Source organism: Aldersonia kunmingensis, assembly GCF_001646865.1.
In the GTDB taxonomy this organism is placed as follows: domain Bacteria; phylum Actinomycetota; class Actinomycetes; order Mycobacteriales; family Mycobacteriaceae; genus Aldersonia; species Aldersonia kunmingensis.
Genome location: NZ_LRRB01000283.1, coordinates 1 through 26492 on the forward strand (window position 1 = coordinate 1; position 26492 = coordinate 26492).

Annotated in this window: 23 protein-coding genes; 17 read left to right on the forward strand and 6 right to left on the reverse strand. The window is 64.3% G+C overall.

All coding sequences use genetic code 11. From position 1 onward, the window contains the following. The 3 genes from A8G08_RS22545 to A8G08_RS22555 all read right to left on the reverse strand — a co-directional run. Positions 1 to 1131: AMP-binding protein (locus A8G08_RS22545; RefSeq protein WP_068279070.1), on the reverse strand; the 1131-nt coding region annotated here is incomplete at its 3' end. Further along, positions 1128 to 2309, reverse strand: a complete 1182-nt coding sequence (locus A8G08_RS22550) for an amidohydrolase family protein (protein WP_068279071.1) — start codon at positions 2307 to 2309, stop codon at positions 1128 to 1130. The genes A8G08_RS22550 and A8G08_RS22545, both read right to left, overlap by 4 nt. Before the next feature lie 39 nt (positions 2310 to 2348). Next, positions 2349 to 3884 carry an AMP-binding protein gene (locus tag A8G08_RS22555; RefSeq protein ID WP_068279072.1) on the reverse strand — a complete coding sequence of 512 codons (1536 nt, stop codon included), beginning with the start codon at positions 3882 to 3884 and terminating at the stop codon, positions 2349 to 2351. Between the two features lie 97 nt (positions 3885 to 3981). Here A8G08_RS22555 and A8G08_RS22560 point away from each other — a divergent pair, with 97 nt between their 5' ends. From A8G08_RS22560 to A8G08_RS22585, 6 genes are all read left to right on the forward strand, one after another. Continuing rightward, on the forward strand, positions 3982 to 4752 hold the full coding sequence (locus A8G08_RS22560) for an enoyl-CoA hydratase/isomerase family protein (protein ID WP_068279139.1): 771 nt from the start codon (positions 3982 to 3984) through the stop codon (positions 4750 to 4752). 147 nt (positions 4753 to 4899) lie between these two features. Next, the gene (locus tag A8G08_RS22565) at positions 4900 to 7242 is read left to right on the forward strand and encodes a xanthine dehydrogenase family protein molybdopterin-binding subunit (protein WP_068279073.1); all 2343 of its coding nucleotides are present in this window, start codon (positions 4900 to 4902) and stop codon (positions 7240 to 7242) included. Further along, positions 7239 to 8114 carry an FAD binding domain-containing protein gene (locus A8G08_RS22570; RefSeq protein ID WP_068279076.1) on the forward strand — a complete coding sequence of 292 codons (876 nt, stop codon included), beginning with the start codon at positions 7239 to 7241 and terminating at the stop codon, positions 8112 to 8114. The genes A8G08_RS22565 and A8G08_RS22570 overlap by 4 nt, the downstream gene beginning before the upstream one ends. Beyond that, entirely contained in the window at positions 8107 to 8604 is a 498-nt protein-coding gene (locus A8G08_RS22575; protein ID WP_068279077.1) for a (2Fe-2S)-binding protein, read from the forward strand. The genes A8G08_RS22570 and A8G08_RS22575 overlap by 8 nt, the downstream gene beginning before the upstream one ends. A 77-nt stretch (positions 8605 to 8681) precedes the next feature. Further along, positions 8682 to 9377 carry an SRPBCC family protein gene (locus tag A8G08_RS22580; protein ID WP_068279080.1) on the forward strand — a complete coding sequence of 232 codons (696 nt, stop codon included), beginning with the start codon at positions 8682 to 8684 and terminating at the stop codon, positions 9375 to 9377. Positions 9378 to 9516: 139 nt separating this feature from the next. Continuing rightward, entirely contained in the window at positions 9517 to 10341 is an 825-nt protein-coding gene (locus A8G08_RS22585) for a DUF1206 domain-containing protein (RefSeq protein ID WP_068279092.1), read from the forward strand. Positions 10342 to 10362: 21 nt separating this feature from the next. Here the strand turns inward: A8G08_RS22585 and A8G08_RS22590 are convergent, their stop codons facing one another. Both A8G08_RS22590 and A8G08_RS22595 read right to left on the reverse strand, forming a co-directional pair. After that, positions 10363 to 11025, reverse strand: a complete 663-nt coding sequence (locus tag A8G08_RS22590) for an alpha/beta fold hydrolase (protein ID WP_068279101.1) — start codon at positions 11023 to 11025, stop codon at positions 10363 to 10365. A 15-nt stretch (positions 11026 to 11040) separates the two neighbouring features. Next, a complete protein-coding gene (locus A8G08_RS22595; protein WP_068279102.1) occupies positions 11041 to 12411 on the reverse strand; it encodes a cytochrome P450 in 1371 nt (456 codons plus the stop codon). Between the two features lie 249 nt (positions 12412 to 12660). Here A8G08_RS22595 and A8G08_RS22600 point away from each other — a divergent pair, with 249 nt between their 5' ends. From A8G08_RS22600 to A8G08_RS22650, 11 genes are all read left to right on the forward strand, one after another. Further along, positions 12661 to 14196 (forward strand): AMP-binding protein, encoded by a 1536-nt coding sequence (locus A8G08_RS22600; protein ID WP_068279103.1) that lies wholly within the window; start codon positions 12661 to 12663, stop codon positions 14194 to 14196. A 144-nt stretch (positions 14197 to 14340) separates the two neighbouring features. Further along, on the forward strand, positions 14341 to 14949 hold the full coding sequence (locus A8G08_RS22605) for a TetR/AcrR family transcriptional regulator (protein WP_068279107.1): 609 nt from the start codon (positions 14341 to 14343) through the stop codon (positions 14947 to 14949). Then, positions 14946 to 15452: a hypothetical protein gene (locus A8G08_RS22610; protein WP_068279108.1), complete on the forward strand. Its 507-nt coding sequence runs from the start codon at positions 14946 to 14948 to the stop codon at positions 15450 to 15452. The genes A8G08_RS22605 and A8G08_RS22610 overlap by 4 nt, the downstream gene beginning before the upstream one ends. 484 nt (positions 15453 to 15936) lie before the next feature. Further along, on the forward strand, positions 15937 to 16740 hold the full coding sequence (locus A8G08_RS22615) for an MlaE family ABC transporter permease (RefSeq protein ID WP_068279109.1): 804 nt from the start codon (positions 15937 to 15939) through the stop codon (positions 16738 to 16740). Between the two features lie 13 nt (positions 16741 to 16753). Continuing rightward, a complete protein-coding gene (locus A8G08_RS22620) occupies positions 16754 to 17608 on the forward strand; it encodes an MlaE family ABC transporter permease (protein ID WP_068279111.1) in 855 nt (284 codons plus the stop codon). A gap of 9 nt (positions 17609 to 17617) precedes the next feature. Next, complete coding sequence (locus A8G08_RS22625) at positions 17618 to 18802, forward strand: MCE family protein (RefSeq protein ID WP_245672957.1); 1185 nt, start codon at positions 17618 to 17620, stop codon at positions 18800 to 18802. Further along, positions 18799 to 19818 (forward strand): MCE family protein, encoded by a 1020-nt coding sequence (locus tag A8G08_RS22630; protein ID WP_068279114.1) that lies wholly within the window; start codon positions 18799 to 18801, stop codon positions 19816 to 19818. Before A8G08_RS22625 ends, A8G08_RS22630 begins: the two co-directional genes overlap by 4 nt. Beyond that, positions 19818 to 20852 carry an MCE family protein gene (locus tag A8G08_RS22635; protein WP_068279141.1) on the forward strand — a complete coding sequence of 345 codons (1035 nt, stop codon included), beginning with the start codon at positions 19818 to 19820 and terminating at the stop codon, positions 20850 to 20852. The genes A8G08_RS22630 and A8G08_RS22635 overlap by 1 nt, the downstream gene beginning before the upstream one ends. Beyond that, positions 20849 to 22093, forward strand: coding sequence for an MCE family protein (locus A8G08_RS22640; protein WP_068279117.1), 1245 nt, complete (start codon positions 20849 to 20851; stop codon positions 22091 to 22093). Before A8G08_RS22635 ends, A8G08_RS22640 begins: the two co-directional genes overlap by 4 nt. Continuing rightward, entirely contained in the window at positions 22090 to 23271 is a 1182-nt protein-coding gene (locus A8G08_RS22645) for an MCE family protein (RefSeq protein WP_084436744.1), read from the forward strand. The genes A8G08_RS22640 and A8G08_RS22645 overlap by 4 nt, the downstream gene beginning before the upstream one ends. Next, complete coding sequence (locus tag A8G08_RS22650) at positions 23271 to 24767, forward strand: MCE family protein (RefSeq protein WP_068279143.1); 1497 nt, start codon at positions 23271 to 23273, stop codon at positions 24765 to 24767. The genes A8G08_RS22645 and A8G08_RS22650 overlap by 1 nt, the downstream gene beginning before the upstream one ends. A gap of 93 nt (positions 24768 to 24860) precedes the next feature. On the opposite strand, the gene A8G08_RS22655 is transcribed toward A8G08_RS22650, so the two are convergent. After that, positions 24861 to 26162 carry a TetR/AcrR family transcriptional regulator gene (locus tag A8G08_RS22655; RefSeq protein ID WP_068279120.1) on the reverse strand — a complete coding sequence of 434 codons (1302 nt, stop codon included), beginning with the start codon at positions 26160 to 26162 and terminating at the stop codon, positions 24861 to 24863. Positions 26163 to 26492 lie beyond the last annotated feature (330 nt).

Sequence of the window (26492 nt, forward strand, 5' to 3'; positions counted from 1 at the left end):
GATGATCTTCAGCCGGCCCTCGTCGTCGAGGGTGCCGAGATCGCCGGTGTGCAGCCAACCGTCCGGGTCGATCGCCTCGGCGGTCGCCGCGGGATCGTCCAGGTAGCCCTGCATGACGTTGTATCCGCGGATCAGTACCTCGTTGTCCTCGGCGATGCGGACTTCGATTCCGTTGCAAGGCTTTCCGACGGTGGTCGCGATCTGTTCGAAGGTGTCGCCGCGCCGCGACGCGGTCGCCGTGCCACCCTCGCTCAGACCGTAGCCGGTCATGATCGTCTCGAACGGAAGCTCGCTGCTGACCCGCCGGATGAGCTCGACGGGGATGTCTGCGGCGCCGGTGACCGCGCACCGCAGGGAGGACAGGTCCCAATTCCCCTTGGCCTCGAGCAACGACTGATACAGCGTGGGCGGGCCGGGAAGCATGGTGATGCGCTCGGTTTCGACTAGTTCGAGCACCTTCTCGACGTCGAGCACCGGAACGGGAAGCACAGTCGCGCCACGAGTCATCGACGCGATGAGCCCGGCCTTGTAGCCGAACATGTGGAAGAACGGATTGACGATCAGGTAGCGATCGCCCTCGCGCAGATCGGCGAGATCGCACCATTCCGAGAACATTCGCAGCGTCTGGCGGTGGTTCATCATGACGCCCTTGGGGCGGCCGGTGGTGCCGGACGTGTACATGATGTCGGCGATATCGTCGCCGCTCACCTTGCACTCGAACGGTTCTCCGCTCGCCAGGAAGTCGGACTTGATGTCGATAACGGGGACGCCGGCCGGCGCCGTGTAATCGTTGCCGAGGAAGCCCTTTTCGATGAGCACGGCCTTCGCGCCGCTGCGGCTGATGATGTCGGCCGCTTCGTCGGTCTTGTAGCGGGTGTTGACCGGCACCAGCACGCCGCCGGCGGTCAACAACCCGAACGCCGAGATAATCCACTCCGCCGAGTTCGGCGCCCAGAGGGCGACGCGGTCACCCTTAGAGATGCCCTGTGCGGCGAAAGCTCCTGCCGCACGACGGATTCGGTCGGTGAGTTCGGTGAACGTCAGCCGGAGTGGACCATCGACGACCGCTTCGGCATTGCCGAAGCGGTCGCCGGTGGACAAGACCATCTCCGGGATGGTCTGCCAGGTCATACGCCGAGCAGCCTCGCGAGGTTGCCGCCCATGATCTTCGCCTGGTCCTTCTCATCGAGGTGACCGAGCATGTCCGCGAAGTGCGTCGGCTCGGCCAAGCCCTCGGGGTGCGGGTAGTCGGAACCGAACAGGATCCGATCCGTACCGACGAGATCGATGAGCTCGTGGACGCCCTCTTCGTAGAACGGGCTCACGTGCACGCTGCGCTTGATTGCCTCGACCGGGTCCTGCATGCCGAAGCCCTCGGGCGCCTTCTTGTACACGTCGGCAAGCTGCTCGAGCAGTGGCTTGAGCCACGCGGAGCCGGCCTCGATCACCGCGAGCTTGATGTCCGGGTGCCGGAACAGCGCGCCGTGGCATACCCACGAGGCCACCGTGTCCTGAATCGGGCGCCACTCGTTGACCATCCGGAAGGTGTTGGTCTGGAACGGCAGCATCTCCGTCTTGTTGCCTTCCCACTCGGCATCGTGGCGGGAGTAGCCACTGTCCGAGGAGTGCATGGCGACGAGGATGTCGAGCTCGACGACGCGCTTCCAGAACGGGTCGAACTCTGGCATCGCGAAGGAACGCGGACCGCTGAAACCGGGCACCGGCGCCGGGCGGATCAGGACCGCCTTCGCGCCGCGCTCCGCCACCCACTCCAGTTCTTCGAGCGCCTTGTCCAGAATGGGCAGGGTGATGACCGGCGTGGTGAAGATGCGGTCCTCGTAGTTGAAACCCCACTCTTCGTACAGCCACTCGTTGAGAGCGTGAATGATGACGTGAATCAGCTCCGGATCGTCACGCAGGCGCTCCTCGATGAGGCTCGCCAGCGTTGGGAACATCAGCGTGCGATCGACACCGAGTTCGTCCATGAGCTTCAGGCGCGCGCCCGGCTCGCGGAAAGCGTCGGGGGCCTTGATGGCCTTACCGAAGATTTCCCGACGGCTCTTGCCTTCGGGGTTGCCGTTCTTGAAGTAGTCCTCCATCGCGCCGGGACGCGCCACGACCTCGAAGGTCGGGTTGGGGATGTATTCACTGATCTGGCCGCGGACCGCGATCTTGGTGCGTCCGTTGACCTGGACGTACTGAATCGCGTTCTTGTACTGCTCCGGCAAGTACTTGGTAAGCGACTCTTCGGTCTCGTACAAGTGATTATCGGCGTCGAACAGCGGGTACGGCAGCTTGCGCCCTGACATGGGTAACCTCCCTTTCCTCTTACGAGAATACTATTCTCTTTATTGCTTGCTGGCAACGTCCTGCCGCAGGACGTACTTCTGCACCTTGCCGCTGGGCGTGCGCGGGAAATCGGACACTTCGCGCAGTTCTTCGGGCCACTTTTGTTTGGCGATGCCGGCAGCGGCGAAATGTGCGCGCACGTCGTCGAGGGTCGGCATCGCATCCCCGGGGCGCAGTCGCAGCACTGCGGCAGCGTGCTCACCCAGGCGAGCGTCGGGTGCGGACACGACGGCCGCCTCGGCAACGCCGGGCATCGTCAGCAGGACTTCCTCGACCTCGAGGGCGCTGATGTTCTCGCCTCCGCGGATGATGACGTCGGACTTGCGGTCGGTGATGGTGAGGTAGCCGTCTTCGTCGAGCACGCCGATATCGCCGGTGTGGTACCAGCCGTCGTCATCGAAGACGCGGGCGGTCAGCTCCTCGTCGGTGTAGCCGATGCAGAGATCGGGTCCACGGCTGAGGATTTCGCCGTCTTCGGCGAGGCGGATCTCGACACCCGGCAGAACATTCCCATCGGTGAACAGCCGCTTGTCCTCTGGGGCGGTGTGGTGCGATCCGGTAATCGACGGATGTTCGGTACTGCCATAGGAGCGGAAGACGATGATGCCCATGTCGTTCAGCCGCGTGGTGACCGCCGCCGGTACCGAGGAGCCGCCGAGCCCGGCATAACGCATGAAGGGGATGTGCTCCGGCGTGAAGTCCGGGTGGTCGAGCAGGCTGGTCACGAAGTAGGTAGCGCCGCCGCCGACGGTGATTCCATCGCTGAGCATCAGCCCTAGCGCCTTGCCCGGGTCCCACACATCGGTGAGGTGGATCGGTTTGCCATCGAGGACCGGGATAAGAAAGGCATTGATCATGCCGATGAAGTGTCCGACAGGGGCTGCGGTCAGCTGCTTTTGGCGATCGGACGGGTATAGGCCGGCGAGCTGATGCGTCTCGTAACCGAGCGTCTGATGGCTGTGAACGACGCCCTTCGGGTTGCTCGTCGTGCCGGAGGTGAACGCGATCAGGGCCTGTCCGGTGGGGTCGGCGGGAATGAGGCCCTCGAGCGGATCGTCGGCGAGTAGGTCGTCGAAGTCGCGCCCGACCACACCGACGATGGGAACGTTCGCCGTGAGCTCAGGTTGGTATTCGAGATTGCCGAACTTCTCCGCGGTGATGAACACGCGCGGCGACACGGTGTCGAGGATGTAGCCGACTTCCTTGCGGCCGTAGAAGTGCACGATCGGCATGACGGCGGCGCCGAGTATCGCGGACGCCCAGAAGGTCGCCGCTGCTTCCATCCAGTTCGGCAGCTGGAAGGCGACGACGTCGCCAGGCTTTACGCCGCGCTCGCGCAGGCCCGCCGCCAATCGGCGCGCAACGACCTCGACGTCGGCGAAAGTGCCGCTCCAGGGCCGTACCGCGGAATGCACGACGAACTCCGCGGCGGGTGCGCCCGCGAGTCCGCCGGCCAGGATCGTGCCCATCGTTTCGGAGGTCCACCAACCCTCGTCTTCATAGCGTTTGACCAGTTCGACGGGGATCTTTCGCATGGGTGAAGCTCCAATCGCGTGGGCTGGACGCAAGACGCGGCGAGGCGATCCGACCCCGCTCAACCGTGCAAATGGGGCCGGATCACCGGTGTTGAACATGTTATTCTCACCAGTGGAGAATGCCAATATCGGAGCGGAGAACCACGTGGCGGATGTCGACCTCGAGATAGCCGACGGCCTGGCCGTCATCACCATCGATCGCCCGCAGGCGCGCAATGCAATTGCGCCGACGACGATGGATGAGCTCGAGAAGGCCATCGAGGCAGCCGAAGGTGCGCGTGCCCTGGTGATACGGGGCGCCGGCGATCGGGCATTCGTCTCGGGAGGTGACCTCAAGGAGCTGAGCGCGCTGCGGACCCACGAGGAGGCCGCCGCGATGGCGTGGCGGATGCGTGGGATCTGCGATCAGATCGCCGCCTTCCCGGCGCCTGTCGTCGCTGCGCTCAACGGTCACGCACTCGGCGGTGGCGCCGAAGTCGCGGTTGCCGCTGACATTCGCATCGCGGCCGACGACATCAAGATCGGCTTCAACCAGGTTTCGCTCGCGATCATGCCCGCTTGGGGCGGCGCCGAACGGCTCGCTGCACTCGTCGGCCGTGGCCGTGCGCTCATGCTCGCCGGTTCCGGGACGATCCTGCAGGCCGCGGAGGCTGAACGGGTCGGCCTCATCGATCGCGTGTACTCCCGCGAGACCTTCGAAGAGGGCTGGCGCTCGCTCGGTGCGGCACTGGCCAACCCCGCTGCGGCGGATATCAAGCGAGTGGTTTCGGGCGCAACCCCGGACGAGGCGGTCGATGCCTTCGCTCGGCTGTGGATTGCAGACGAACACTGGGCCGCCGCCGACCGTGTGATGAATAAGGGCAAATAGGCCGACTTGCTTGGGGTGCAAGCAAAAGCTGTTGCAGCACAGAAGAATTGAAAGGCGGCGGGCCGGAGTGATATTGACCACCCGAGCGAGTGCGTGTAACCATACGCCGAATTTCGCTGTGCCCGTTTCTCGAGAGGCGTGACAGTAATGAGTACTACGGAAACAGCCACGTCCAAGTACGTCGGCACGCGAGTGCCGCGCGTGGAGGATCTGCGGCTCATCACCGGCGCGGGACAGTTCGTCGATGACGTCACCCGCCCCGGCATGCTGCACGCCACCTTCGTACGCAGCCCGATCCCGCGCGGAAAGATCGTCGGAATCGATGTCTCCGAGGCGGTCGCGCTGGTCGGCGTCCACGCTGTCTATGTCGCTGCCGACCTGAACCCCGGGGTTCACAAGCTGCGGTACGCGATGGACGGAGCCGACGCGCCGGACACGCCGTGGCCCCCGCTCGCGGACGACGAAGTGCGCTACGTCGGCGATCCGGTGGCACTCGTGATTGCCTACGACCGCTACGTCGCCGAGGACGCGGCGGAACTGGTGGTCGTCGACTATGAGGAACTCACCCCGGTCATCAACTATGAGACTGCCGAGGAAGCGACCGAACTTGTTCACCCCGGCAGTCCGAACAATCTGGCCGGTGGTTTGGGATTCCCGGCGGATCATTTGGTACCGATCTTCGAGGGTGCCGCTCACGTCGTCGAACAGACTGTTTATCAGCAGGCGTACAGCGCGGTGCCGATGGAGACCAGGGGAATAGTCGCCGAATGGTCTGCACCGACCGGCGAGATGATGATCTGGGCGTCGACCCAGGCGCCGCATGAGGTCCGTGGGGTTTGTGCCCGGCTGTTCGGTATCGACGAGCATCGGGTGCGCGTCATCATGCGCGACACTGGAGGCGGATTCGGCCAGAAGGTCGTTCCGCTGCGGGAGGAAATCTGCGTCATGCTGGCGGCGCGGAAACTTCCCGCCGCCGTGAAGTGGATCGAAGACCGCCAGGAAAACCTGATGGCCTCGGGTATGGCACGGCAGGACCACGGCTTGGCGCGGATTGCATTCGACGCCGACGGCAAGATCCTCGCCGCGTCGATCGATCACTCCCAGAACGTTGGTGCGTACCCGATCCCGGCGCCACTGACCGGTGCCATCGCTGTCGGGATGTTGTTCCCCGGGCCATACCGTGTTCCAGCGTCGGGATTGTCTCTCAAGATGCTGTACACCAACACCATCGGCCGTGTGGCCTACCGCGGGCCGTGGCAGTTCGAATCGATGGCGCGAGAAGTACTTCTCGACAAGGCTGCCCGCACAATGGGTATCGACCCCGTTGAATTACGCCGCCGGAACATGCTGAGCCAGGCAGAGTTGCCGGCACCCAATCCGAACGGCATGCCCTACAGCGATATGACGCCGCTCGAGACCTTCAACCTCGCCGTCGAGACGCTCGACTACGAGGCGTTCCGAGCCGAACAACAACAGGCACGCGCAGACGGCCGCTACATCGGTGTCGGTACGTGCACCTATGTCGAGCCGACCGCCGGTGCGGTGCCGTCGCTCGCGACCGAAGGCGCGACGATCCGGATCGAGCCGTCGGGCAAAGTCAACGTGTATGTCGCGGGTGGTTCGTCCGGCAACAGCATCGAGACCACGGTCGTGCAGTTGACCGCGGACGCGCTCGGTGTCGATATCGCCGACGTGAACACGATCCAGGGCGACACGGCGATCACCCCCTACGGTGGTGGAACCCAGGGCAGTCGGTCTGGCTCGATGACGGCCGGTGCCGTTGCCGAAACCGCAGTCGGACTGCGGGAGCGGATCCTCGCGATCGCGGCGCACAAGCTGAACGCCGATGTCAACGACATCGAGTTCGTCCACAGCCGGGCGACGGTCCGGGGCGTGCCCGATGTCGAGTTGACCCTCGCCGAAATCGCGCAAATCGCATACTTCCAGCGCGACGCCATGCCACCCGGTGTGCCGAATGGTCTGGAGGCGAGCGGTCGATACACGGCCGAAATCCCGATGGTGTGGGCGAACGCGACGCACGTGTGCACGTGTGAGGTCGATATCGAGACCGGCGCGGTGACGTTGCTGCGCTACATCGTCGGCGAGGACGTCGGCCCGATGATCAACCCGAATGTGGTGGAAGGCCAGATCTGCGGCGGCACCGTGCAGGGAGTTGGCGGTGCGCTGTTCGAGCACCAGGCCTACGACGAGGCCGGCAACCCGATCGCCACCACGTTCATGGATTACCTCATGCCGACCGCGGTCGAGGCCCCGACTATCGAGATCGCGCACCTCGATACCCCGAGCGCAGGCCCGGGCGGTCACAAGGGTGTCGGCGAAGGCGGCGCGATCGGCTCGGCGCCTGCGATCGTGAACGCGGTCGCAGATGCGTTGGCGCCCTTCGGTATCGAGATCTCGCGTCTTCCCTTGACGCCCTCCAAGATCGTCGCGATGGTCGACGAAGCCCGAACCAGGACGGTGACCGCATGAAGCCCGCGGCATTCGAATACCACGTACCCGCCACGTCCGACGAAGCTGTCGCGCTGCTCGCCGAACTCGGCGACGAAGCGAAGTTCATCGCCGGCGGCCAGAGCCTGATGCCGATGCTGAATCTGCGCCTCGCCGTCTTCGAGCACCTGATCGATATCGGTCGGCTGACCGACCTGCGCGGTATCGAGGATCGTGGCGATACGGTCTGGATCGGTGCGGGGACGACGCAGTCGACGGTCGGCAAGTCCGACGTCGTTCGCCGTGCGGTGCCGCTCCTGTCCAGGGCAACCCCGTTGATCGGGCACTTCCAGATCCGTAACCGCGGCACCATCGGTGGCTCGATCGCGCACGCGGATGCGGCCTCGGAATACCCGGCGGTGGCACTCACGCTCGACGCCGAGTTGGAAGCGCTGTCCCCGCGCGGTCGTCGCACCATTCCGGCGGCGGACTTCTTCACCGGCATGTGGAGCACCGAACTCGCGGAGGACGAGTTGCTCACCGGCATCGTGTTTCCGGTCTGGCGCGGCCGTTGCGGTTTCGCCGTCGAGGAATTCGCCAGCCGTAGTGGCGATTTCGCCATGGCCGGCACAACGATCGCGGTGCGACTCGATGCCGACTCGCGCATCGAACAATGCAGTATCGGGCTGTTCGGGCTGGGCCCGAACACTACGCGTGCCCGTGAACTCGAGGCGGAGTTGATCGGCCAATCGGTCGGCGACACCGCCGCTGAGGAGATCGGGAAATCCGCTGTTGCGGGACTGGATTCGGTGCCCTCGGACCTGCACGGATCGGCGGACTACCGCCGCCGTGTGGGAGCAGCCATGGTGGCGCGCGCCTGGCGCCGCGCCGTAGAGGAGGCCAGCAATGACTGACGTCGACATCGAGGTCACCGTCAACGGCGTACTTCGCCGCCACCGGGTCGCGCCCCGTTTGACCCTCGCGGACTACCTTCGCGTGGACTGCGGACTCACCGGCACTCACCTCGGCTGCGAGCACGGCGTATGCGGTGCGTGCACGGTGCTGCTCGATGGTGAAGCAGTGCGGGCCTGCCTGGTTTTCGCCGTGCAAGCGAACGGCGCGGAGGTCACCACGGTCGAGGGGATCGCGGCGCCCGACGGCACCTTGTCCCCGGTGCAGGCTGCCTTCCGCGAGAATCATGGCCTTCAATGCGGTTTCTGCACACCGGGTTTCATCGTGTCGTGCACCGCATTTCTGCGCGACAACCCGAACCCGAACGAGGCCGAGATCCGTGAAGGTATCTCGGGCAATCTCTGCCGGTGCACGGGTTACCAGGGGATCGTGGCCGCCGTCGCCGCAGCTGCGGAAACGATCAACGAAACCGGCGCGCACGCCGAGGCGTAGCCGCAGGAGCGGAGCCTGCGCAGCGACCCGCTGTCACTGAGTACGCCCGAGGACCGATCCATAACGGAGGACGCTCGATGAAGCTCGACAACAACTTCAGTATTCCCGTGCCCGCGGACGACGCTTGGAAAGTCCTGCTGGACATCGAGCGGATCGCGCCGTGCGTGCCGGGGGCGACGATCACCTCACGCGACGGTGACGACTACCACGGCAAAATGAAAATCAAGCTCGGGCCCGTGGGGTTGAGCTACGGCGGCATCATCAAGATCCTCTCTGCGGACGAGGCCGAGAAGGTTGTCGTGCTCGAGGGTGGTGGCCGCGAGGCCCGCGGCAATGGCACCGCCAAGGCGGTGATCACCTGCAAGCTCATCGAATCGAGCACGGGCACTGACGTTTTTGTCGACACCGATCTCGACATCACCGGTAAGCCGGCACAATTCGGGCGCGGTGCGCTCGCCGAGGTTGCCGGCACGCTGATCGGCACGTTCGCGAAGAACCTCGCCGAGGAGCTGACTGCATCGGTCGCGCAGGAATCCCAGGCAGAGCCGACTGCCGCGTCGGCCGCTTCCGACGCCGCCGACGCGCCGCCGGTTCTGCACGCCACGACGGCGACCAGCGTCAACGGAGCCGCCCCGCGGAAGGCCGCCGAGCCGATCGACCTGCTCGACGCAGCCGGTGTGGGCGGCGTGAAAAAGGCCGCGGCGCCGGTGCTGGTTGTCGCGCTGCTTGCGGTGGTCCTGTTGCTGCTGCGCCGCAACCGCAACGCGGACTAGAGAGCGCCAATCGGGCGTGTGGCGGGGCTACTGGTCCGGCCGCACGCCCGATCGCATGATTCGGCGGGTTTCGTCATGACCGCGACGTGGCACTCCAGAGGCACAGTCCGCTGGCGCACGCGTCGAAAGGTGATCCCACATGACCGACAGATCTTCGGGCGTGCTCGACCGAGCGACCGACAGCACCACATTTGAGCGAGCCGCACGCGCGGGGTACGTCGTCAGCGGTATTTTGCACCTGCTCATCGCCTACATCATCGTGCGGATCGCGTCCGGCTCTGGCGGCAACGCCGACCAGTCGGGGGCGCTGGGCACCATCGCCGGTACCACCGGTGGCAAGGTCGTGCTGTGGATCGCGGTCGCGGCGTTTGTGGCGATGGCGCTCTGGCGGTTGGCCGAAACGCTGCTGGGTCCACACCCAAGCGAATCCGGCCCGGGTGGAGAAGGTGACTCGCAGGACGCCACCGCGTTCGACCGCCTCAAGGCTTTCAGCCTCGCAGTTGTGTATGTCGGCTTTGCTATCGCCGCCGCGCAGTTCGCGATGGGTTCGGGCAAGTCCAGCGGCGAACAGAACGCGGGGCTGAGTGCGCGGATGATGGAGTCCGGCTTCGGAAAGTTCATCCTCATCGTTGTTGGCCTGGTCATCATCGGCGTCGGCGCGTATCACGTCTACAAGGGCGCGACCAAGAACTTCCTCGACGACCTGCGCCGGTCGCACGGCACGGTGATCGAGCCGCTCGGAGTGGTCGGCTACGTCGCGAAGGGCCTCGTCCTCGTCGGCACCGGGATTCTCGTCATCGTCGCCGTATTCACCTCGGATCCGGCCAAGGCGAGTGGCATCGACGCCGCAGTGAAGACACTCAGCGACGCGCCCTTCGGCAAGATCCTGTTGTTCCTCGCGGCGCTCGGCATCGCGGCGTACGGTTGCTACAGCCTGGTCATGGCGCGGCACGCCCGGATGTAGCGTGCCCGCAATCTTCTTCGATCAGAGTCCGAGCGCGGCAGCGTAGGTCAGCAAACGATCCGCCAGGTCGCGCGGACGGCTCAGCGCGGGGGTGTGCCCGCCGTCCATCTCGTCGACTCCGATGCCAAGCCGCTCGCGGGCGATGCGGCGCACAAAACCGGGTGGGAAGATCCTGTCGTTCCGGCAAACCAGCACACGGGTGGGCACATCGGGCCACGCCCGCAGTGGCGAGGGTTCCCCAAGCCGCGCCTCCGATTGGGAGCGTCCATGCCGTAGCGCCTCGGCCGCGAGTTCGGGCGGCACATCCTGGTAGAACAGGGCGACAGTGTCGTCGAACCGCTCCCGCGGCTCCCGGTCGTAACCGGTGTTGGTCCAGTAGTCGGCGGGTGCCTCGTGCGGCGCGGGGATCATCGGCGCGACCAGGACGAGCAATGCGACCGGTACTTGATCGCAGACGAGTGGGGCGGTGAAACCGCCCAGCGAATGCGCAACGAGGACAACACGTTTGCGCTCACCCACTGCATTGGCTACGGCATCGACGTACTCGACGAGGCCGGCCGAGTCGTCGTCACAGGGAAGGTCCGGCGCCACGGTGTCATGGCCGTTCGCACGTAGTTCGGCTTCCACGAGATGCCAGTACCAGCCGACGTCGCCGCCGCCGTGGATGAGGACGAAGCTCGTCACCGAGGCGCCGTCTGCTCAATCGGTGATTTCGGCTGCGTCGCGTCGCACAGTCACGGGCGCGGCGAGGCTCTGTTCATCGCAGATGCGTTGCAGCTTGTCGAGGGTTTCATCGAGTCCGGCCCCGACGGGCGATCCCGGGGTGAATGTCGCGGGCAGTTTCTGCATGCCCTGGATTACCCCGATCGTCTCGTAGTGCACCGCGCCGTCCGGGTCGCAGCGATAGTCAGGCATCCGGTCGAGAACTGCGGTCAGCATCGACTTGAATACCGTGCGGGCGACATTCGAACCGATGCAGCGGTGTGTGCCGAGCCCGAAGCTGTAGTGCCGATTACCCTTGCGGTCCAGGATGATTCGACTCGGATCATCGAACACTGACGGATCGCGGTTGGCCATCGCCCAGGACAGCCACAGTCGCTCGCCTTCTTTGAACTGCGTTTCGCCGAACGCGCAGTCTTCGGAGAACGTGCGCGCGTCGCCCGGTGCCGGGGTGAAGTAGCGCAGAAACTCCTCGGTCGCCGGGTTGAGCAGCGTGTCGCGATCCGCGCTCAGCCGGGTGCGCTCGTCCGGATTCTCCGAAAGCCATTCGAGCGCATGCGCGGTGAGCGCGGTGGTTGTGTCGAATCCGCCGCCGATGATGAGGCCGAGCATGCCGAGGATCTCGATATCGGGTGCCGGTTCGCCGTCGATCCGAAGCTCGAGCAACGCCTGCAACAAACCCGGACGGGGTTGCGCGCGGACCTCCGCCATGGTGCGGATCAGGTCCATGCCCATCGCAATGTTCATCTCGTTCACTCGCGGCATATCGGGCGAGTTTTTGGGGGTGTATATCGATGCGTGCGCAGGCTCGCAGTAGATCTGCCACCGGTTCAGCGGGATGCCGAGCATCGCGAGGGTGAGGACGGCCGGAACGACATTGGCGAGATCGTCGACGAAATCAATGGTGCCGTGCTCGATCCGTTCGTCGAGGCAGGCTCGAACCAGGTCGTCGATGAGCGGTTCCCATCGCACGACGGCCGCAGGGGAGAGGTAGGGATTGAGTACCTGCCGATAGATCCGATGGTCGGGGTCGTCCATTTCCAGCATGCCGCCGCGGGCGTACCGCGACTCCTCGTCCGGATTTGGGATGGTGATTCCGCGGTAGCCGCGCCGCTCGTTGTTGAGGTCGTTGTCGTTGGACACATGCCGGCTGCGCGCCAGTTCGAAGACCGCACGGTTGCTCGCAGCGACCCAGTGGCCGCCGTAGGTATCGGTCCACGCGACCGGGCACGAAGACTGCATCTCTTCGGTGATGTCCTGGAACCGGTGCCGATAGTCGGTGGTGTGCCGGTCGAAGAAGTAGCTCGGGTGCTTGCGTTCGTCGTCGGCGAGGGGGCTGTCAAAGCTCACGGGTGAGTCCGTCCTGTCGCCATGCAGCGACCGACATGCCCCGGCGGGCCGCGCCGGAGCTGCAGAATCAGAACGTCGCTATCGACACCGAGAATCCTACTCTACGTTTGAAGAGTCAAGATGCACTTCGACGTTCATCGGGTGCGAGATGTCTCCAGTTGGCTCTGTGGGGAGTTGCATCCGAGACGGCCGGATGTATGGTTCGCCAAAATCGAGAAGCACGTTTTCAAGCGGGAGTGACGGAGGGCAATGCGAACCATCCCCGACGATTTGTGCAGGCGATACGTTGCCGAAGGATGGTGGCGGTCCGAGACCATCGGAAGCCTGCTGGCCGATCGTCTGGCCGCGGCGCCGGACGTGGAGTTCGTAGTCCACTCCGACGTCCGTCCGTGGTCGGGGACCTTCGGTGACGTCGAACTAGTGGCCCGTCGTCTTGCGGCCGGTTTGAGTGCTCGCGGTGTCGGCGCGGGCGATGTCGTGGCCTTCCAATTACCCAACTGGATGGAGGCCGCCGCGACGTTCTGGGCCTCGTCGTTTATCGGCGCAACCGTGGTGCCGATCGTGCACTTCTACGGACGCAAGGAACTGACCCACATTCTTGCGGCGGCGCAGCCGAAGGTCTTCATCACGGCCGAGCGGTTCGGCCGACTGGTTTACGAGCCGGATGTAAGCGCCGACGTGCCGGTGGTCGGCGTCGTCGGACGCGACTTCGACGACCTCCTCGCGGACGAGCCGATGGCCGGCACGATCGCGACCGATCCTGCCGCGCCGGCGCTGATCGCATTCACATCGGGAACGACGAGCGCGCCAAAAGGCGTGGTGCACAGTCACTTGACGCTCGGTTTCGAGGCGCGCCAGTTGGTGGGACGCAACTCCGGCGACAACAAGAAGAACCTCACGGCAACGCCAGTGGGGCACTTCATCGGCATGGTCGGGGCGTTCTTCATTCCGGTGATGCAGGGGCTGTCGGTCCACCTCGCCGACGTCTGGGATCCCGGTCGCGCACTCGCGCTGATGGAGAGCGACGGTCTCGCGGTGGGCGGCGGGCCGCCCTACTTCGTCACCAGCCTGCTCGACCACCCGGACTTCACGCCGGCCCACCTGGCGAACGTCAAGCAGGTCGGCCTCGGCGGATCGGTGGTGCCGGCCGCGGTGACGAGGCGGATCGCGGACCTGGGCATCATGGTGTTTCGCGCCTATGGCAGTACCGAGCATCCGTCGATTACGGCGTCCCGCAACGAAGCTCCGGAGGACAAGCGGCTGCTGACGGACGGTTGCGCCTTGCCGGGTGTGGAGATCCGGTTGGCGGAGGACGGGGAAATCCTCAGTCGTGGACCGGATCTGTGCCTCGGCTACCTGGACCAGGCGCTCACCGACACGGTCTTCGATAGCGACGGCTGGTATCACACAGGCGACGTTGGCGTACTCGACGCGGATGGCTACCTGACGGTCACCGACCGCAAGGCCGACCTCATCATTCGCGGCGGCGAAAATATCAGCGCAATGGAGGTCGAGGAAGTGTTGCTCGGCCTGCCGGCGGTCGCCGAAGCCATCGTCGTGGCCGCGCCGGATGAGCGTTTGGGAGAGCGTGTCGCGGCTGTACTGCGTATTCGGCCGGAGGCATTGATGCCGTCGTTGGAGCAGGTAAGGGCGCATTTCGAGGCCGAGGGTGTAGCCCGCCAGAAGTGGCCCGAGCTGCTTCGTGAGGTTGAGGACTATCCCCGCACCGCCAGCGGGAAGGTGCAGAAGAACGTCATCCGGGAGACGCTCTCCGGAGGGGTCTGAGCACGACGAGGGCGGGACCGGCGACCGCCGCTCCGGGGCGGTGCGCCCAAAGATTCCTGAATTCAATGAGACCCTTGTCACATTTGGCAAACCAACTTAATGTAGGTTCACCAGGTTCCGGTCCGTCGAACTGAGGGGTTTTGGGTGGAAGATGACCCTCGACCGTATGCAACGTTGCTCGCCAAGGGTGAGGACCGTCGCCAACTGATCCTTGCGGTCGCGCAGCGCAGTCTGACCCGCAGTGGCTGGCGAAACACGACGCTGTCCCAGATCGCGGCCGAGGCCGGAGTCACCGCCGCCGGAGTGCTCCACCATTTCCAGTCCAAGGAGCACCTGCTGCACGCGCTGCTGGATGCGCGCGATGCGGACGACGCCGCGAGTTCGGATCAAGCCGGGGATCTGATCGAGGGCATTCGGTCGACCGCCGACCGGATCGAGCATTCGCCGGAATTGGTCGGGATGTTCGTTGTTCTCTTGGTGGAGAACCTGTTTCCCGATACCCCGTTGCACGAGCGGATGCTCGAACGCTGGCGAACCGCGGTCGACATCGTCGCCGATGTGATACGCCGCGGCCAGGACGACGGACGTTATCGCGCGGACTTCGATCCGCGGATCAGGGCCGTGGAGATCATCGCGTTCATCACCGGAATGGAGATCTCGTGGCTCCTCGACGACTCGATAGAACTGCAAACGGTCTTCAACGACTACGCGACGGCACTGGAACGGGACATATCGGCGGAAGGGCGCTCATGAGATATCGGCTCGATGTGGTCGCACCCAGCATTGCCGACGCGGTGGCAAACGCCGGCGGATGGATGTTCGACCGTGCGCTCGGAGGCTGGGAGGTCCGCGTCCTCGTCCCCGACTACCGCGACGCGAGTCCGCTCCGGATTCTTGGTGCGGAACCGGTCAGTCTGGAAGCGATCCTCGAGTCGCATGGCGGCGAACGGTATCCGCAAGCGCTGGCAATCTCGGCCGATCTGTATCGCAGCGATCCCCGCATCGGGGCAGGACTGCGCCTGGCGCTCGGCGATGGTGGCATCGGAGTCGCAATGTGGGGCGACGGCTGGCCGTTCGATCTAGAGGGCCCGGTCGGCGAGGTTGAGCACACGCTCAGCCTCGCGGCACGGGCGTTCAAGGCGAAGGCTCTCGTGGCAACCGGGGCCTCCGGGCAGGCTGTTGGCGCGACGGAGGCCTACCGATCGGGCATCCCGACGTCTCGTTTGGCAGGAGCGGACCTCGTGCCGGCCGGGTGAGGACGCTACTTCGGTAGCCGCGGTGTTGCGCTTCGGGGCGCGCACCCGCCCGATCGGGAGGTACTGCACGGGCGGCCAGATAAGGGCCGCTCGGGGTTGGCGCCGGTAGCCACGCGGACATCGCGTGTTGATCTGCCATCGGAACATATTGCGACGCAGTGGATTTCCAGATTTTCCAGACGGTTGCGGTGGCTCGCATTAAAGTAGTTGATTTCTGAATGATCTATTGCGTTCTCCGATACTGGAGGTACTCTTCTCACCAATGAGAATCGGATTTCAACGAAGTGGAGTGAGTGGAAATCTGACGTCAGGGCCTCGCGCGACCGCGTAGCGCTGGCCGACCGCGAAGCAGCCATCGCGGTCGTGACGGGGGGACGAAGAGCATCCGCGTGTTCGCGTCAATGCGAGCCTCAATGGAAATGGTGCACAACATTGATCGTGTTTCGGTGTCCGCGATGACGGGTCCGGACGGGACGGTGCGCTGATGGCCGTGAAATCTTCGCGGTGGACGCCGCCGAGCATGTTGAAGGCGAACTACTCGAAGCCGCTGCAGTCTGTGGGTGGTCTTTTCGCCATGTCCGCGGACGCGGTGAAGTTTGCGTTCCGGCGCCCGTTCCAGGCGCGCGAGTTCCTCGAGCAGTCCTGGTTCGTTGCTCGCGTTTCGCTGATTCCCACGCTGCTCGTCGCGATCCCATTCACCGTGCTCGTCAGCTTCACGCTCAACATCCTTCTTCGCGAGCTCGGCGCCGCCGATCTCAGCGGCGCAGGTGCTGCCTTCGGCGCGGTGACCCAGATCGGCCCGATGGTCACTGTGCTCATCGTCGCCGGCTCCGGCGCAACTGCCATGTGCGCGGATCTCGGCTCGCGGACCATTCGCGAAGAGATCGACGCCATGGAGGTTCTCGGCATCGATCCGGTGCAGCGGCTCGTCACGCCGCGAATGCTTGCCTCGGGCCTGGTCGCATTGCTGCTCAACAGCCTGGTTTGCATCATCGGGATCGTTGGTGGCTACGTCTTCTCGGTCTTCGTGCAGGACGTCAACCCCGGTGCTTTCGCGGCTGGCATCACCCTGCTGACCGGCATCAACGAACTGATCATCTCAGCGGTCAAGGCACTGCTGTTCGGACTCGTGGCCGGCCTGGTCGCTTGTTACCGCGGGCTGACGGTTTCCGGTGGCGCCAAGGGCGTGGGCAACGCGGTGAACGAGACCGTGGTGTACGCGTTCATGGCGCTTTTCGTCATCAATGTCGTGGTTACCGCCATCGGTATCCGGGCGACGGTCGGCTGAGGGGGGTGGCGTCGTGGCTTTGAGTGCTCTGAGTGCCGCCTACCCGCGCGCTGCGCGGAACATCAAGAAGCCGATCAACAGCTTGAGCGGAATCGGTGATCATGTCCTCTTCTACATCAAGGCGCTGGCCAGTGCGCCGCGTGCTGCGCTGCACTACCGCCGGGAGACGATCCGGCTGATTGCCGAGATCAGCATGGGTTCCGGCACCCTCGCGGTAATCGGTGGAACCGTCGTGATCGTTGGCTTCCTCACACTGGCCGCCGGTGGAACGCTCGCGGTGCAGGGCTACAGCTCGCTCGGCAACATTGGCATCGAGGCGCTGACCGGCTTCCTCTCGGCGTTCATCAACGTTCGCATCCTCGCGCCGGTTGTCGCCGGCATCGGTCTCGCCGCCACGTTCGGCGCCGGAGTCACCGCACAACTGGGCGCGATGCGGATCAACGAAGAGGTCGATGCGCTCGAATCGCTCGGCATCGACCCGATCCCCTACCTCGTGGGGACCCGAATGGTCGCAGGAATGATCGCAATCACCCCGCTCTACGCGGTCGCGGTTGTTGCTTCGTTCATTGCGAGCCGCTTCACGACGGTGGTCTTGCTCGGACAATCCGCCGGTCTGTACGACCACTACTTTGCGACGTTCCTGAATCCGATCGATCTGTTGTGGTCGTTCGTGCAGGCCATCCTGATGGCAGTGACGATCCTGTTGATCCACACCTACTTCGGCTTCTTCGCCAGCGGTGGCCCGTCCGGCGTTGGCATCGCCGTGGGCAACGCGGTGCGCACCTCGCTGATTGCGACGGTGTCGGTGACTCTGCTCGTCGCGTTGGCGATCTACGGCGCCAACGGCAACTTCAACTTGTCCGGCTGAGGGGAGCCGATGTCCGCGAATGTGTTACGTCCGCTGATGGGCCTGGTGGCCATTCTGGCGGCGGTCGGCGTTGTTGCCGTCGCTGTCGTCCTGTTTCAGGGTGGTCTCACCGACTCCGTCGAGGTACGCGTGCTCTCACCGCGCGCCGGGCTCGTCATGAACCCGGACGCGAAGGTGAAGATGCACGGTGTCACGGTCGGCAAGGTCGCATCGATCGAGGAACTGCCCGACGGCCAGGCCCAATTGCGCCTCGCCATGAATCCGGATGAGCTGCACAAGATTCCGTCCGATGTCGTCGTGGATATCGCGGCGAGCACGGTGTTCGGCGCGAAGTACGTCGAGTTGGTGCCGCCGGTGAGCCCGTCGGCAGAGCGGATGCATGCCGGGCAAGTTTTCGACGCGCAGCAGGTGACCGTCGAGGTCAACACCGTCTTCGAACAGCTGACCTCCGTACTGGGCAGCATCGAGCCGGAGAAGCTGAACGAGACCCTCGGCGCGATTGCCGTCGCGACTCGTGGCCGTGGCGACCAATTCGGCCAGATGCTCAGCGATCTCGATGCGCTGCTGGTCAAGCTCGACCCGAGCCTGCCCGCGCTGCGCCGCGACATCGATATGGCACAGAGCGTGGTGGACACGTACGCGCAGACATCGCCCGATCTTCTGGCCACGGTGGATCATGCGAGCAGCCTGAGCGACACGCTGGTCGACCAGCAGCAGAACCTTGATGCCGTGCTCGTCAGCGTGATCGGACTGTCGGACGTCGGCACCCCGGTGCTCGAGGAGAATCACGCGCCCTTGGCGAATGCCCTCGACCTGTTGGTGCCGACCCTGTCGCTCACCAATGAGTACGCTCCGGCCCTCACCTGCGGGATACAGACCCTGGCCAAGCTGCATAGCGGCGCCGTCGTGGGCGAAAATGGTGTCGGCCTGTCGGCCAGCTTCCTGTGGGGCGTGAATCCGTACAAATACCCCGAGAACCTGCCCAAGGTCGCTGCCAGCGGCGGACCGCATTGCATGGGAGCCCCGAATCTGCCGTACGAAACGTATCCGCCGTTCCTGGTCGCGGATGTCGGCGCGAATCCGTGGGCGGACAACAGCAACACGACCGTCCAGCTGAACGCGGGCAACCTCACCCAACTGCTGTTCGGTGGCGTGCCGCGGTACGCCCCTCCTGCGGCAGGGGGCCCGCGATGAAACGCAACGCGATGCTGATCAAGTTCTCCGTTTTCGCGGTGGTCATGGTGATCCTCTCCGCCTTCCTCGTGCTCGTCTTCAGCCAGTACCGCAGCGGTTCCACCGCGTCGTATTCGGCGATTTTCGCCGATTCCTCGGGTCTGAAGTCCGGAGATACCGTGCGGGTCGCGGGAATTCGGGTCGGAACGGTCAAGAAGGTGCAGCTGCGCGACGACAAAACCGTCAAGGTCAGCTTCGACGCCGACAACACCGTTGTCTTGACCGATGGGACGAAAGTGGCTGGACGCTACCTCAACCTGGTCGGCGATCGGTACCTCGAACTGCTCGATGCGCCAGGATCAACCCAGGTACTGGAGGCGGGTTCCGAGATCCCGATGGACCACACCGAGCCGGCACTCGACCTCGACCTGCTGCTGGGTGGTTTCAAGCCCGTTATCCAGGGCTTGAAACCGCAGGAGGTCAATGCCTTGACTGCGTCACTGGTGCAGATCCTGCAAGGGCAGGAGGACACCGCCGGTTCGCTGTTGTCGAAGACAGCGTCGTTCACTACGGCATTGGGCAATAACAGCCAGACCATCCAGGAGATGATCGACAACCTTAAGGCGGTGATGGAGACACTGTCCCGCAACGGTGACGAATTCTCGGCCACTGTGGACAAACTTGGTTCACTTGTCGACCAGCTTGCTGCCGAACGCGATCCGATCGCAGCCGCGATCGAGTCACTCGACCGCGGCACCGCCACGGTCGCGGATCTGCTGACCCAGGCACGACCGTCGCTGGACGGTTCGATCGAACAGCTTCAGGTCGCGGCCACCAACATCGACAACGACCTTCCGACGCTGGACAACACGCTGACCGTTGCGCCGGAGAACTTCCGAAAGATGGCGCGCACCGGGGCCTACGGTGGCTGGATCCAGTACTGGATCTGCGGCGTCACGGTCCGGGTGTCGGACCCGAGTGGGGGATCGATCAAGTTGCCGTGGATCAGGACGACGACCGGAAGGTGCGCCGACTGATGCTGAAGTACAAGAACTCGAAACTGTTCCGGCAGGGCCTCGTCGGCATCGTCATGATCGTCTGCGTAATCCTGGTCGGACTGCAATCGCAGCGATTTATCACGTTGAAGTCGCCGGTCCGCTACGAGGCCATTTTCTCCGAGGCGGGCGGCCTGACCGCGGGTGCCGACATCATCGTTTCCGGTGTGAAAGTCGGTACGGTACAGAAAGTTTCGCTGCGCGACGGCGATGCCGTGGCCACGTTGTCAATCGACGGTACGGTTCCCTTCGGCTCGGAGAGCACCGCGCATATTCGGACCGGTTCGCTGCTCGGGAAACGCATCGTGACGATAGAGTCGTACGGCTCCGAGTCGCTGAAGCCGCACGACACGATCCCCGTCGAGCGGACAGGGTCGCCCTACTCGTTGACCGACGCAGTCGGTGAGCTCACCACGAATGCGTCCGGGATCGACACCGACCAACTCAATCAGTCCCTCGATACCTTGACCGCGACGCTCGACCGGACCGCACCTGCACTCGGGCCGACCTTCGACGGCCTCACCGCCGTGTCTCGGGCGCTGAATGCACGCAACGATTCGTTGACCGATCTGTTGAAGACCACCGCCGATGTGAGCGGAATTCTCGGTGAGCGCAGCGATAGGGTGAACAGCTTGATCCTCAACGCGAATCTGCTGCTCGGGGCGCTCAATGAGCGCCGGCAGGCGATCTCGACCCTGCTCGCGAATACGAACGCCGTGGCGCTGCAACTATCCGGGCTCGTGCAGGACAACGAGGCCGAACTCGGCCCGACCCTGGACCGGCTGAATTCCATTACCGCCGTGCTGCAGCGGCAGCGCGACAACATCAACAAAGCGATTCCGGGCCTCGGCAAGGTCGCGCTGACTCAGGGCGAGGCGGTGTCGGGTGGACCGTTCTACAACGCCTACGTCGGCAACCTGATGTTGGGACCGTTGATTCAGCCGTTCGTCGACCAGGCATTCGGACTCCAACCTGCCGCGCCGTTCCCGCTGCCATACCTGGAGGCGCCCCGATGATGCGAAATCGATTGGTTCGGATCGTGGGCATCGTGGTCGCGGTGATCGTTGTGATAGCGGGCGTGGTTGTTGGGCAGAAGCAGTTGTTCGGGCCTTGGAAGCTGAGTGCCGACTTCACCACTGCCACAGGTATTTACCCGGGTGACGACGTTCGCGTGTCCGGCGTCAAGGTCGGCACAATCAAATCGATCGAGGCGAACGGGACGAGCACCCGCATCGTAATGAACGTCGATCGCGGGGTGAAGGTGCCCGCCGACGCTGACGCGATCATCGTGGCGCAGAACCTTGTAGCCGCACGGTACGTGCAGCTGACTCCGTCGTACCGGAACGAAGGTCCGACCATGGCGGAGGGCACTCATATTCCGATCGAGCACACCGCCGTTCCGGTGGAGTGGGATGAGGTGAAAGTCCAACTCGACAGATTGGCGGTCGAACTCGGTCCGGACGGTTCCGGATCGAGTACCGCCGGCCGATTCATCGACAGCGCGGCGAATGCCATGGCCGGGAACGGTGACAAGCTGCGGGAGACACTCACGCAGTTGTCCGATGTCGGGCGGATCCTGGCTTCGGGCAGCGGCAACATTGTCGACATCATCAAAAACCTGCAGATCTTTGTCTCGACCTTGCGCAACAGCAATGTAGAGATCGTCCAGTTCGAGAATCGGCTCGCCTCGCTGACCAGCGTCCTGGACGGCAGCCGGTCCGATCTCGATGCCGCGCTGAACAGCCTGTCGGTGGCAGTTGTCGATGTGCAGCGGTTCGTCGCCGAGAACGGGAATCGGACCACGGAGCAGGTGCAGCGTCTCGCCGATGTGACGCAGAATCTCGCCGAGCACAAGGACGACCTCGAGGAGTTGCTGCACGTCTTCCCCACAGCCCTTGCGAACTTCTACAACATGTACAACCCGGAATCCGGCGGTCCGGCAGGCGTATTGACAATGAACCCGTTCGCGAACCCGATCAACTTTATTTGCGCCGGTATTGCGAGTGTGGAGAATCTGACGGCGGCAGAGGGTGCGAAGAGATGTGCGGAGTATCTCGCCCCGATCGCGCCGATGTTGGCGTTCAACTATTTGCCATTCCAAATCAGCCCGCTGAATTCGCCCGGCCCACCCCCGGACAAGATCGTCTACAGCGAGCCCGACCTGATTCCACAGGTTGTGGCGCCGCCAAAGACGCCGGCCAAGGCCCCGGTCGCAATCCCGGACCTCTTGGCTCCCTTCGGAAGGCCGAACCCATGAGCGCGCGCAGCAATACCTGGATCCCCAGCCGCGTCGACCGGCGTGTCCGCCTGGCTGTCGCCGGATGTGCCGTTGTGGCGACGGTGTCGGGTTGCGGCTGGCAGGGTGTGAACGCAATGACCCTGCCGGGTGCCGTTGGGAATGGCGGCGGCGCTACGGTGTACCAAGCCGAGATCGCCAATGTCGGGACGCTGGAATCGAATTCACCGGTGCTGATCGATGACGTCGTGGTCGGCCATGTGGGACCGATGAAGGTCGACGGGTGGCATGCGAATGTCGAGTTCACCGTCGAACCTGGCGTGATTGTGCCGGCAAACGCGGTCGCCACGGTCGGGCAGACCAGCCTGCTCGGTTCCATGCACCTCGCGCTCGATCCCCCGGTGGGCCAGAAGCCGGAAGGCACGCTCGCACCGGGCTCGACGATTCCGCTCGATCATTCCGGCACATATCCCTCAACGGAGCAGACGCTCGCGTCGCTGTCGGTGGTGCTCAACGCCGGCGGTCTCGGCCAGATCGGCGAAATCATCGAGAACCTCAACGATGCGCTCAACGGCCGGGAGGGGTCGATCCGCGATCTGCTCACGCGCCTCGACACTCTGATGGGCACGCTCGACTCGCAGCGTGGCGAAATCGTCGCGACGATCGACGGTCTCAAACGGCTGTCGGCAACGTTCGCCGGGCAACGCGATGTCCTGGACGAGGCGCTGGTCAAGCTGCCGCCCGCACTCGATGTGCTGCTGCAGGAACGGCCGAATTTGACTACTGCATTGGACAAACTGCGGGTGTTCAGCGACTCCGCCACCTCGGTGGTGAACGACGTGCAGTCCGACCTGGTCGAGGATCTGAACAATCTGGAGCCGACGCTCGCGGCTCTGGCGGACGTCGGGCCGAAGATCAATGATGCCGTCGCCTTCGTCGCTGCATTCCCGTACGGCCAGGAGGGGCTCGATAAGTTCATCAAGGGTGACTATCTCAACCTGGACGCGCACGTCGATCTCACCGTTCCGCGGTTGCAAAAGACGCTGCTCCTCGGCACCCCGTGGGGTAATCCGAACGCGGTTATCCAGGCAGCCGTCGGCGATCCCGGATATGAGGCCCAGCAGGCCCAGCACACCAACGACCCGCTTCGCGCGCCTGTGGCACCGCCCGCCGCGCCACCCAATGGAGGGCAACGATGATCCTCTCGCGCTTCGTGCGCATCCAGTTGGTGATCTTCTCGATCCTCGCAATCGTCGGCCTTGTGGTCATGGCCGTCCGGTACGTCCAGGCTCCTGCCATCGTCGGCATCGGCCGGATGGATGTGAAGCTGAATCTGCCCGCGACCGGCGGACTTTACCGGTTCGGCAACGTGACCTATCGGGGTGTCGAGGTCGGCCAGATCACGAAGGTGGAACTGACGGCTACCGGCGCGCAAGCGACGCTGTCGATTGATGATTCGCAGAAGATTCCCGAAGACCTACAGGCCGAGGTGCGCAGTATCTCGGCCGTCGGCGAGCAGTATGTCGACCTGCGTCCGCGGGTCGATTCGGGCCCGTACTTGCACGATGGCTCGGTGATCGACGCGAGCGACACCACGATTCCACAACCGGTCGGCCCGATGCTCGACAACCTGAGCAAGATGGTCGGCAGCATCCCGACCGAGAGCATGAGCCGCCTGCTGGATGAGACGTACAAGGGACTCAACGGCGCCGGCGACGATCTCGGCTCGCTGATCGATTCGTCGTCGACGCTTGTCGGCGACATCAACGGGGTCGCGGATCAGACGGCTGCGCTCATCGAAGACAGTGTGCCCCTGCTCGATTCGCAGGTGCAGTCGACGGATGCGATCGATGTCTGGACGCGCAGCCTCGCCGGGTTCACCGGGCAATTGGTTACTAACGATCCACAGATCCGCTCGATCCTGGCTACTGCTCCTGCGACGGTGAACGACGCCACCCAGCTGATCGATTCGGTGAAGCTGACCCTGCCGATCATGCTGGAAAGTCTCGGCACCGTCGGTCAGGTCGCCGTCACCTACCATGCGGCCCTGGAACAGTTGCTCGTCCTGTTCCCGCCAGCGATGATGGCGCTCCAGTCGTATCACCCGGAGAACAACGCGCAGGGTCTCGGTACGGGCGACTTCCGGATCAGCGGCTTCTCCGATCCACCGCCCTGCACGGTGGGCTTCCTGCCGCCGTCGTCGTGGCGCCCAGGATGGGACACCACCACCATCGACACGCCCGAGGGGCTGTACTGCAAGCTCCCGCAGGATTCGCCGGTCGCCGTGCGTGGCGCGCGTAACATGCCGTGCCTCGGCAAGCCGGGAAAGCGCGCTCCCACCGCAGCGATATGCGACAGCGATGAGGACTACGTGCCACTCGCGCCCGAACAGCCGGTCGTCGGCCCGTACCCGCATGACCCGAATCTCGAAGCCCAGGGCGTGCCACCGGATTCGCGCTACCTGCCGCCCGACCAGCAGGCGCCTCCGATGACCTCGGTGGTCCCGCCGTTCCCGCCGAGGATGGCCCCTGCCGCTTACAACGGCGCGGGCGAGAGCAACGGACCTACCATGGCCAGTGCGCAGTACGATCCGACCACGGGCAGGTACGTAACGCCCGATGGGCATGCGTTCGAGCAGAGCGATGTGGTGATCCCCGCGGGGAGCCGGACCTGGCAGGACATGCTGCAGCACTGAGCTGTTCCCAAGTGCGAATTGTGTTCCTGGGGGCGAAACTTCGCCCCCGCGAACACAATTCGCACCCGGGTATGGGAAGACTGCTAGCGGGATTCAGTCTTTGGTGCGCTCGGCGACGCCGCGCACGACCGTGTCGCGCACATGCACGAGCGCGTTGCGGGTGCCCACCTGCAGCAGGATGTTCTCCGGGATCCATTGCACGCCAATGACACAGCGCGCGAGCATGTCCGAGGACGGGCCGTCGATGCGGATCTCGCCGGACTTCACGCCATCGTTGAGCAGTCGCTTCATTTCGCGGACCCGCGTTCCGAACGATCCTCCCGGGTCGGTCGCGCCGGGCGGTGTCTGCCGCATCCACGCGAGCTGGATGCGGAACTCGTCGGGGAACTGGTCGAGCGCACTTACGTTCACCCAGCTGAGCGCGTCGATCTTCTCGAGTGGGGAGGAATCCGACTGCAGCACACTGGTCCACCCCGCGGCGACCTTGTCGCCGAACGATTGCATGATCGAGACGAGCAGTTCGTCCTTCGACCCGATCAATCGGTACACGGTCCCGGTTCCCATGCCGGCGGCCTTGGCGATATCGCGGACCGTCGTGAGCTCATAACCCTTGCGGCCGAACTCTTCTCGTGCGACAGCGCGGATATGTCGCGCGCGGTCATCGAGGTCAGGGTTGGGATCGATCGACCAGGTTCGGATCACTTCGTCGGCAGCGGCAAACGCATTCGACTTGTCGAGCTCGGCGTCGTCGAACCAACGGCTTGCGAGGCCGTCGAAGAGGATTTGGCACAGCGCCGCTGCGGTGCGATCGGCGGGCGCGTTGTTCCGGATCACGGCGATGCCAACGTGCAGCATTGTCTGGCACACGCGGTCCGCGAGCGTGGACAAGTCGATGTCGGGACGCAGATACCCGCTCCACCGTGCCGCTCGCAGTGCCTGCAACATCGCGGTCTGCAATATCCTCGGCTCGCGCCGGGTCAGCGCCTTCAGCTCGGGATCGTCGCTCGGTCCCTCGTAGAACGAGAGCTGCAGCGCCGCGCTGTTACGCACAGCGCATTGGGCGATCGATACCGCGAGCGCGAAGATCTGGTCCGGTATCGGCCCGGCATCGGGATCGTCGAGCCGTTGAAGCGCTGTTTCGCCGATCCGGTCGAGCTCGGCGTGATATCGCCTGATGAGCTCGATGAGGATGGCTTCCTTGGAATCGAAATGGTGGTACAGGCTCCCGGCCAGGATGCCGGCGGCTTCGGCGATCTGCTGCAGTGAGGTGCGCAGACCCGACGAGGCGATGACGGTGTTTGCGGCCTCGAGGATCTCGTTGCGCCGGGTTGCGTCCGTGGTGGAAACGTCATAGCCCGCCGCGAGGTCGACCACACGTGCGCGCGAGCTCGGCATGCTGGTCCGGGTGGGGGACGCCTCACGCCTCGGCTGCACAGTCACGGACTCCCATCAAGTTGTGCCCGCACGGTCCATCGACCGAATGCGGAGCGTCGCACACCGGAGGTGTGAGTCTACCGCTTTCGGTGTTCCCGCACGGTTCGTGCGGACGGCTCGCCGTCACTCGAGAGCGCGGGAGTTCGGCGGGTAATGCGGTCGTCAAATCGATTCGGGCGACCGTACAGGCGGACGTGCCGCAGGCCATTCTCGTTGCGCTCCTTGGCATTGACTTGCCGTCACAGCAGACTCTACGGTGGAACAGATATTAGGTCAACGCATCGGACCGTG

Excerpts from the sequence above, each read along its gene's own strand:
- A8G08_RS22550 (WP_068279071.1), bottom strand. The coding sequence starts at position 2,309 with ATGTCAGGGCGCAAGCTGCCGTACCCGCTGTTCGACGCCGATAATCAC.
- A8G08_RS22555 (WP_068279072.1), bottom strand. The coding sequence starts at position 3,884 with ATGCGAAAGATCCCCGTCGAACTGGTCAAACGCTATGAAGACGAGGGT.
- A8G08_RS22560 (WP_068279139.1), top strand. The coding sequence starts at position 3,982 with ATGTTATTCTCACCAGTGGAGAATGCCAATATCGGAGCGGAGAACCAC.
- A8G08_RS22565 (WP_068279073.1), top strand. The coding sequence starts at position 4,900 with ATGAGTACTACGGAAACAGCCACGTCCAAGTACGTCGGCACGCGAGTG.
- A8G08_RS22570 (WP_068279076.1), top strand. The coding sequence starts at position 7,239 with ATGAAGCCCGCGGCATTCGAATACCACGTACCCGCCACGTCCGACGAA.
- A8G08_RS22575 (WP_068279077.1), top strand. The coding sequence starts at position 8,107 with ATGACTGACGTCGACATCGAGGTCACCGTCAACGGCGTACTTCGCCGC.
- A8G08_RS22580 (WP_068279080.1), top strand. The coding sequence starts at position 8,682 with ATGAAGCTCGACAACAACTTCAGTATTCCCGTGCCCGCGGACGACGCT.
- A8G08_RS22585 (WP_068279092.1), top strand. The coding sequence starts at position 9,517 with ATGACCGACAGATCTTCGGGCGTGCTCGACCGAGCGACCGACAGCACC.
- A8G08_RS22600 (WP_068279103.1), top strand. The coding sequence starts at position 12,661 with ATGCGAACCATCCCCGACGATTTGTGCAGGCGATACGTTGCCGAAGGA.
- A8G08_RS22610 (WP_068279108.1), top strand. The coding sequence starts at position 14,946 with ATGAGATATCGGCTCGATGTGGTCGCACCCAGCATTGCCGACGCGGTG.
- A8G08_RS22615 (WP_068279109.1), top strand. The coding sequence starts at position 15,937 with ATGGCCGTGAAATCTTCGCGGTGGACGCCGCCGAGCATGTTGAAGGCG.
- A8G08_RS22625 (WP_245672957.1), top strand. The coding sequence starts at position 17,618 with ATGTCCGCGAATGTGTTACGTCCGCTGATGGGCCTGGTGGCCATTCTG.
- A8G08_RS22630 (WP_068279114.1), top strand. The coding sequence starts at position 18,799 with ATGAAACGCAACGCGATGCTGATCAAGTTCTCCGTTTTCGCGGTGGTC.
- A8G08_RS22635 (WP_068279141.1), top strand. The coding sequence starts at position 19,818 with ATGCTGAAGTACAAGAACTCGAAACTGTTCCGGCAGGGCCTCGTCGGC.
- A8G08_RS22640 (WP_068279117.1), top strand. The coding sequence starts at position 20,849 with ATGATGCGAAATCGATTGGTTCGGATCGTGGGCATCGTGGTCGCGGTG.
- A8G08_RS22645 (WP_084436744.1), top strand. The coding sequence starts at position 22,090 with ATGAGCGCGCGCAGCAATACCTGGATCCCCAGCCGCGTCGACCGGCGT.
- A8G08_RS22655 (WP_068279120.1), bottom strand. The coding sequence starts at position 26,162 with ATGCCGAGCTCGCGCGCACGTGTGGTCGACCTCGCGGCGGGCTATGAC.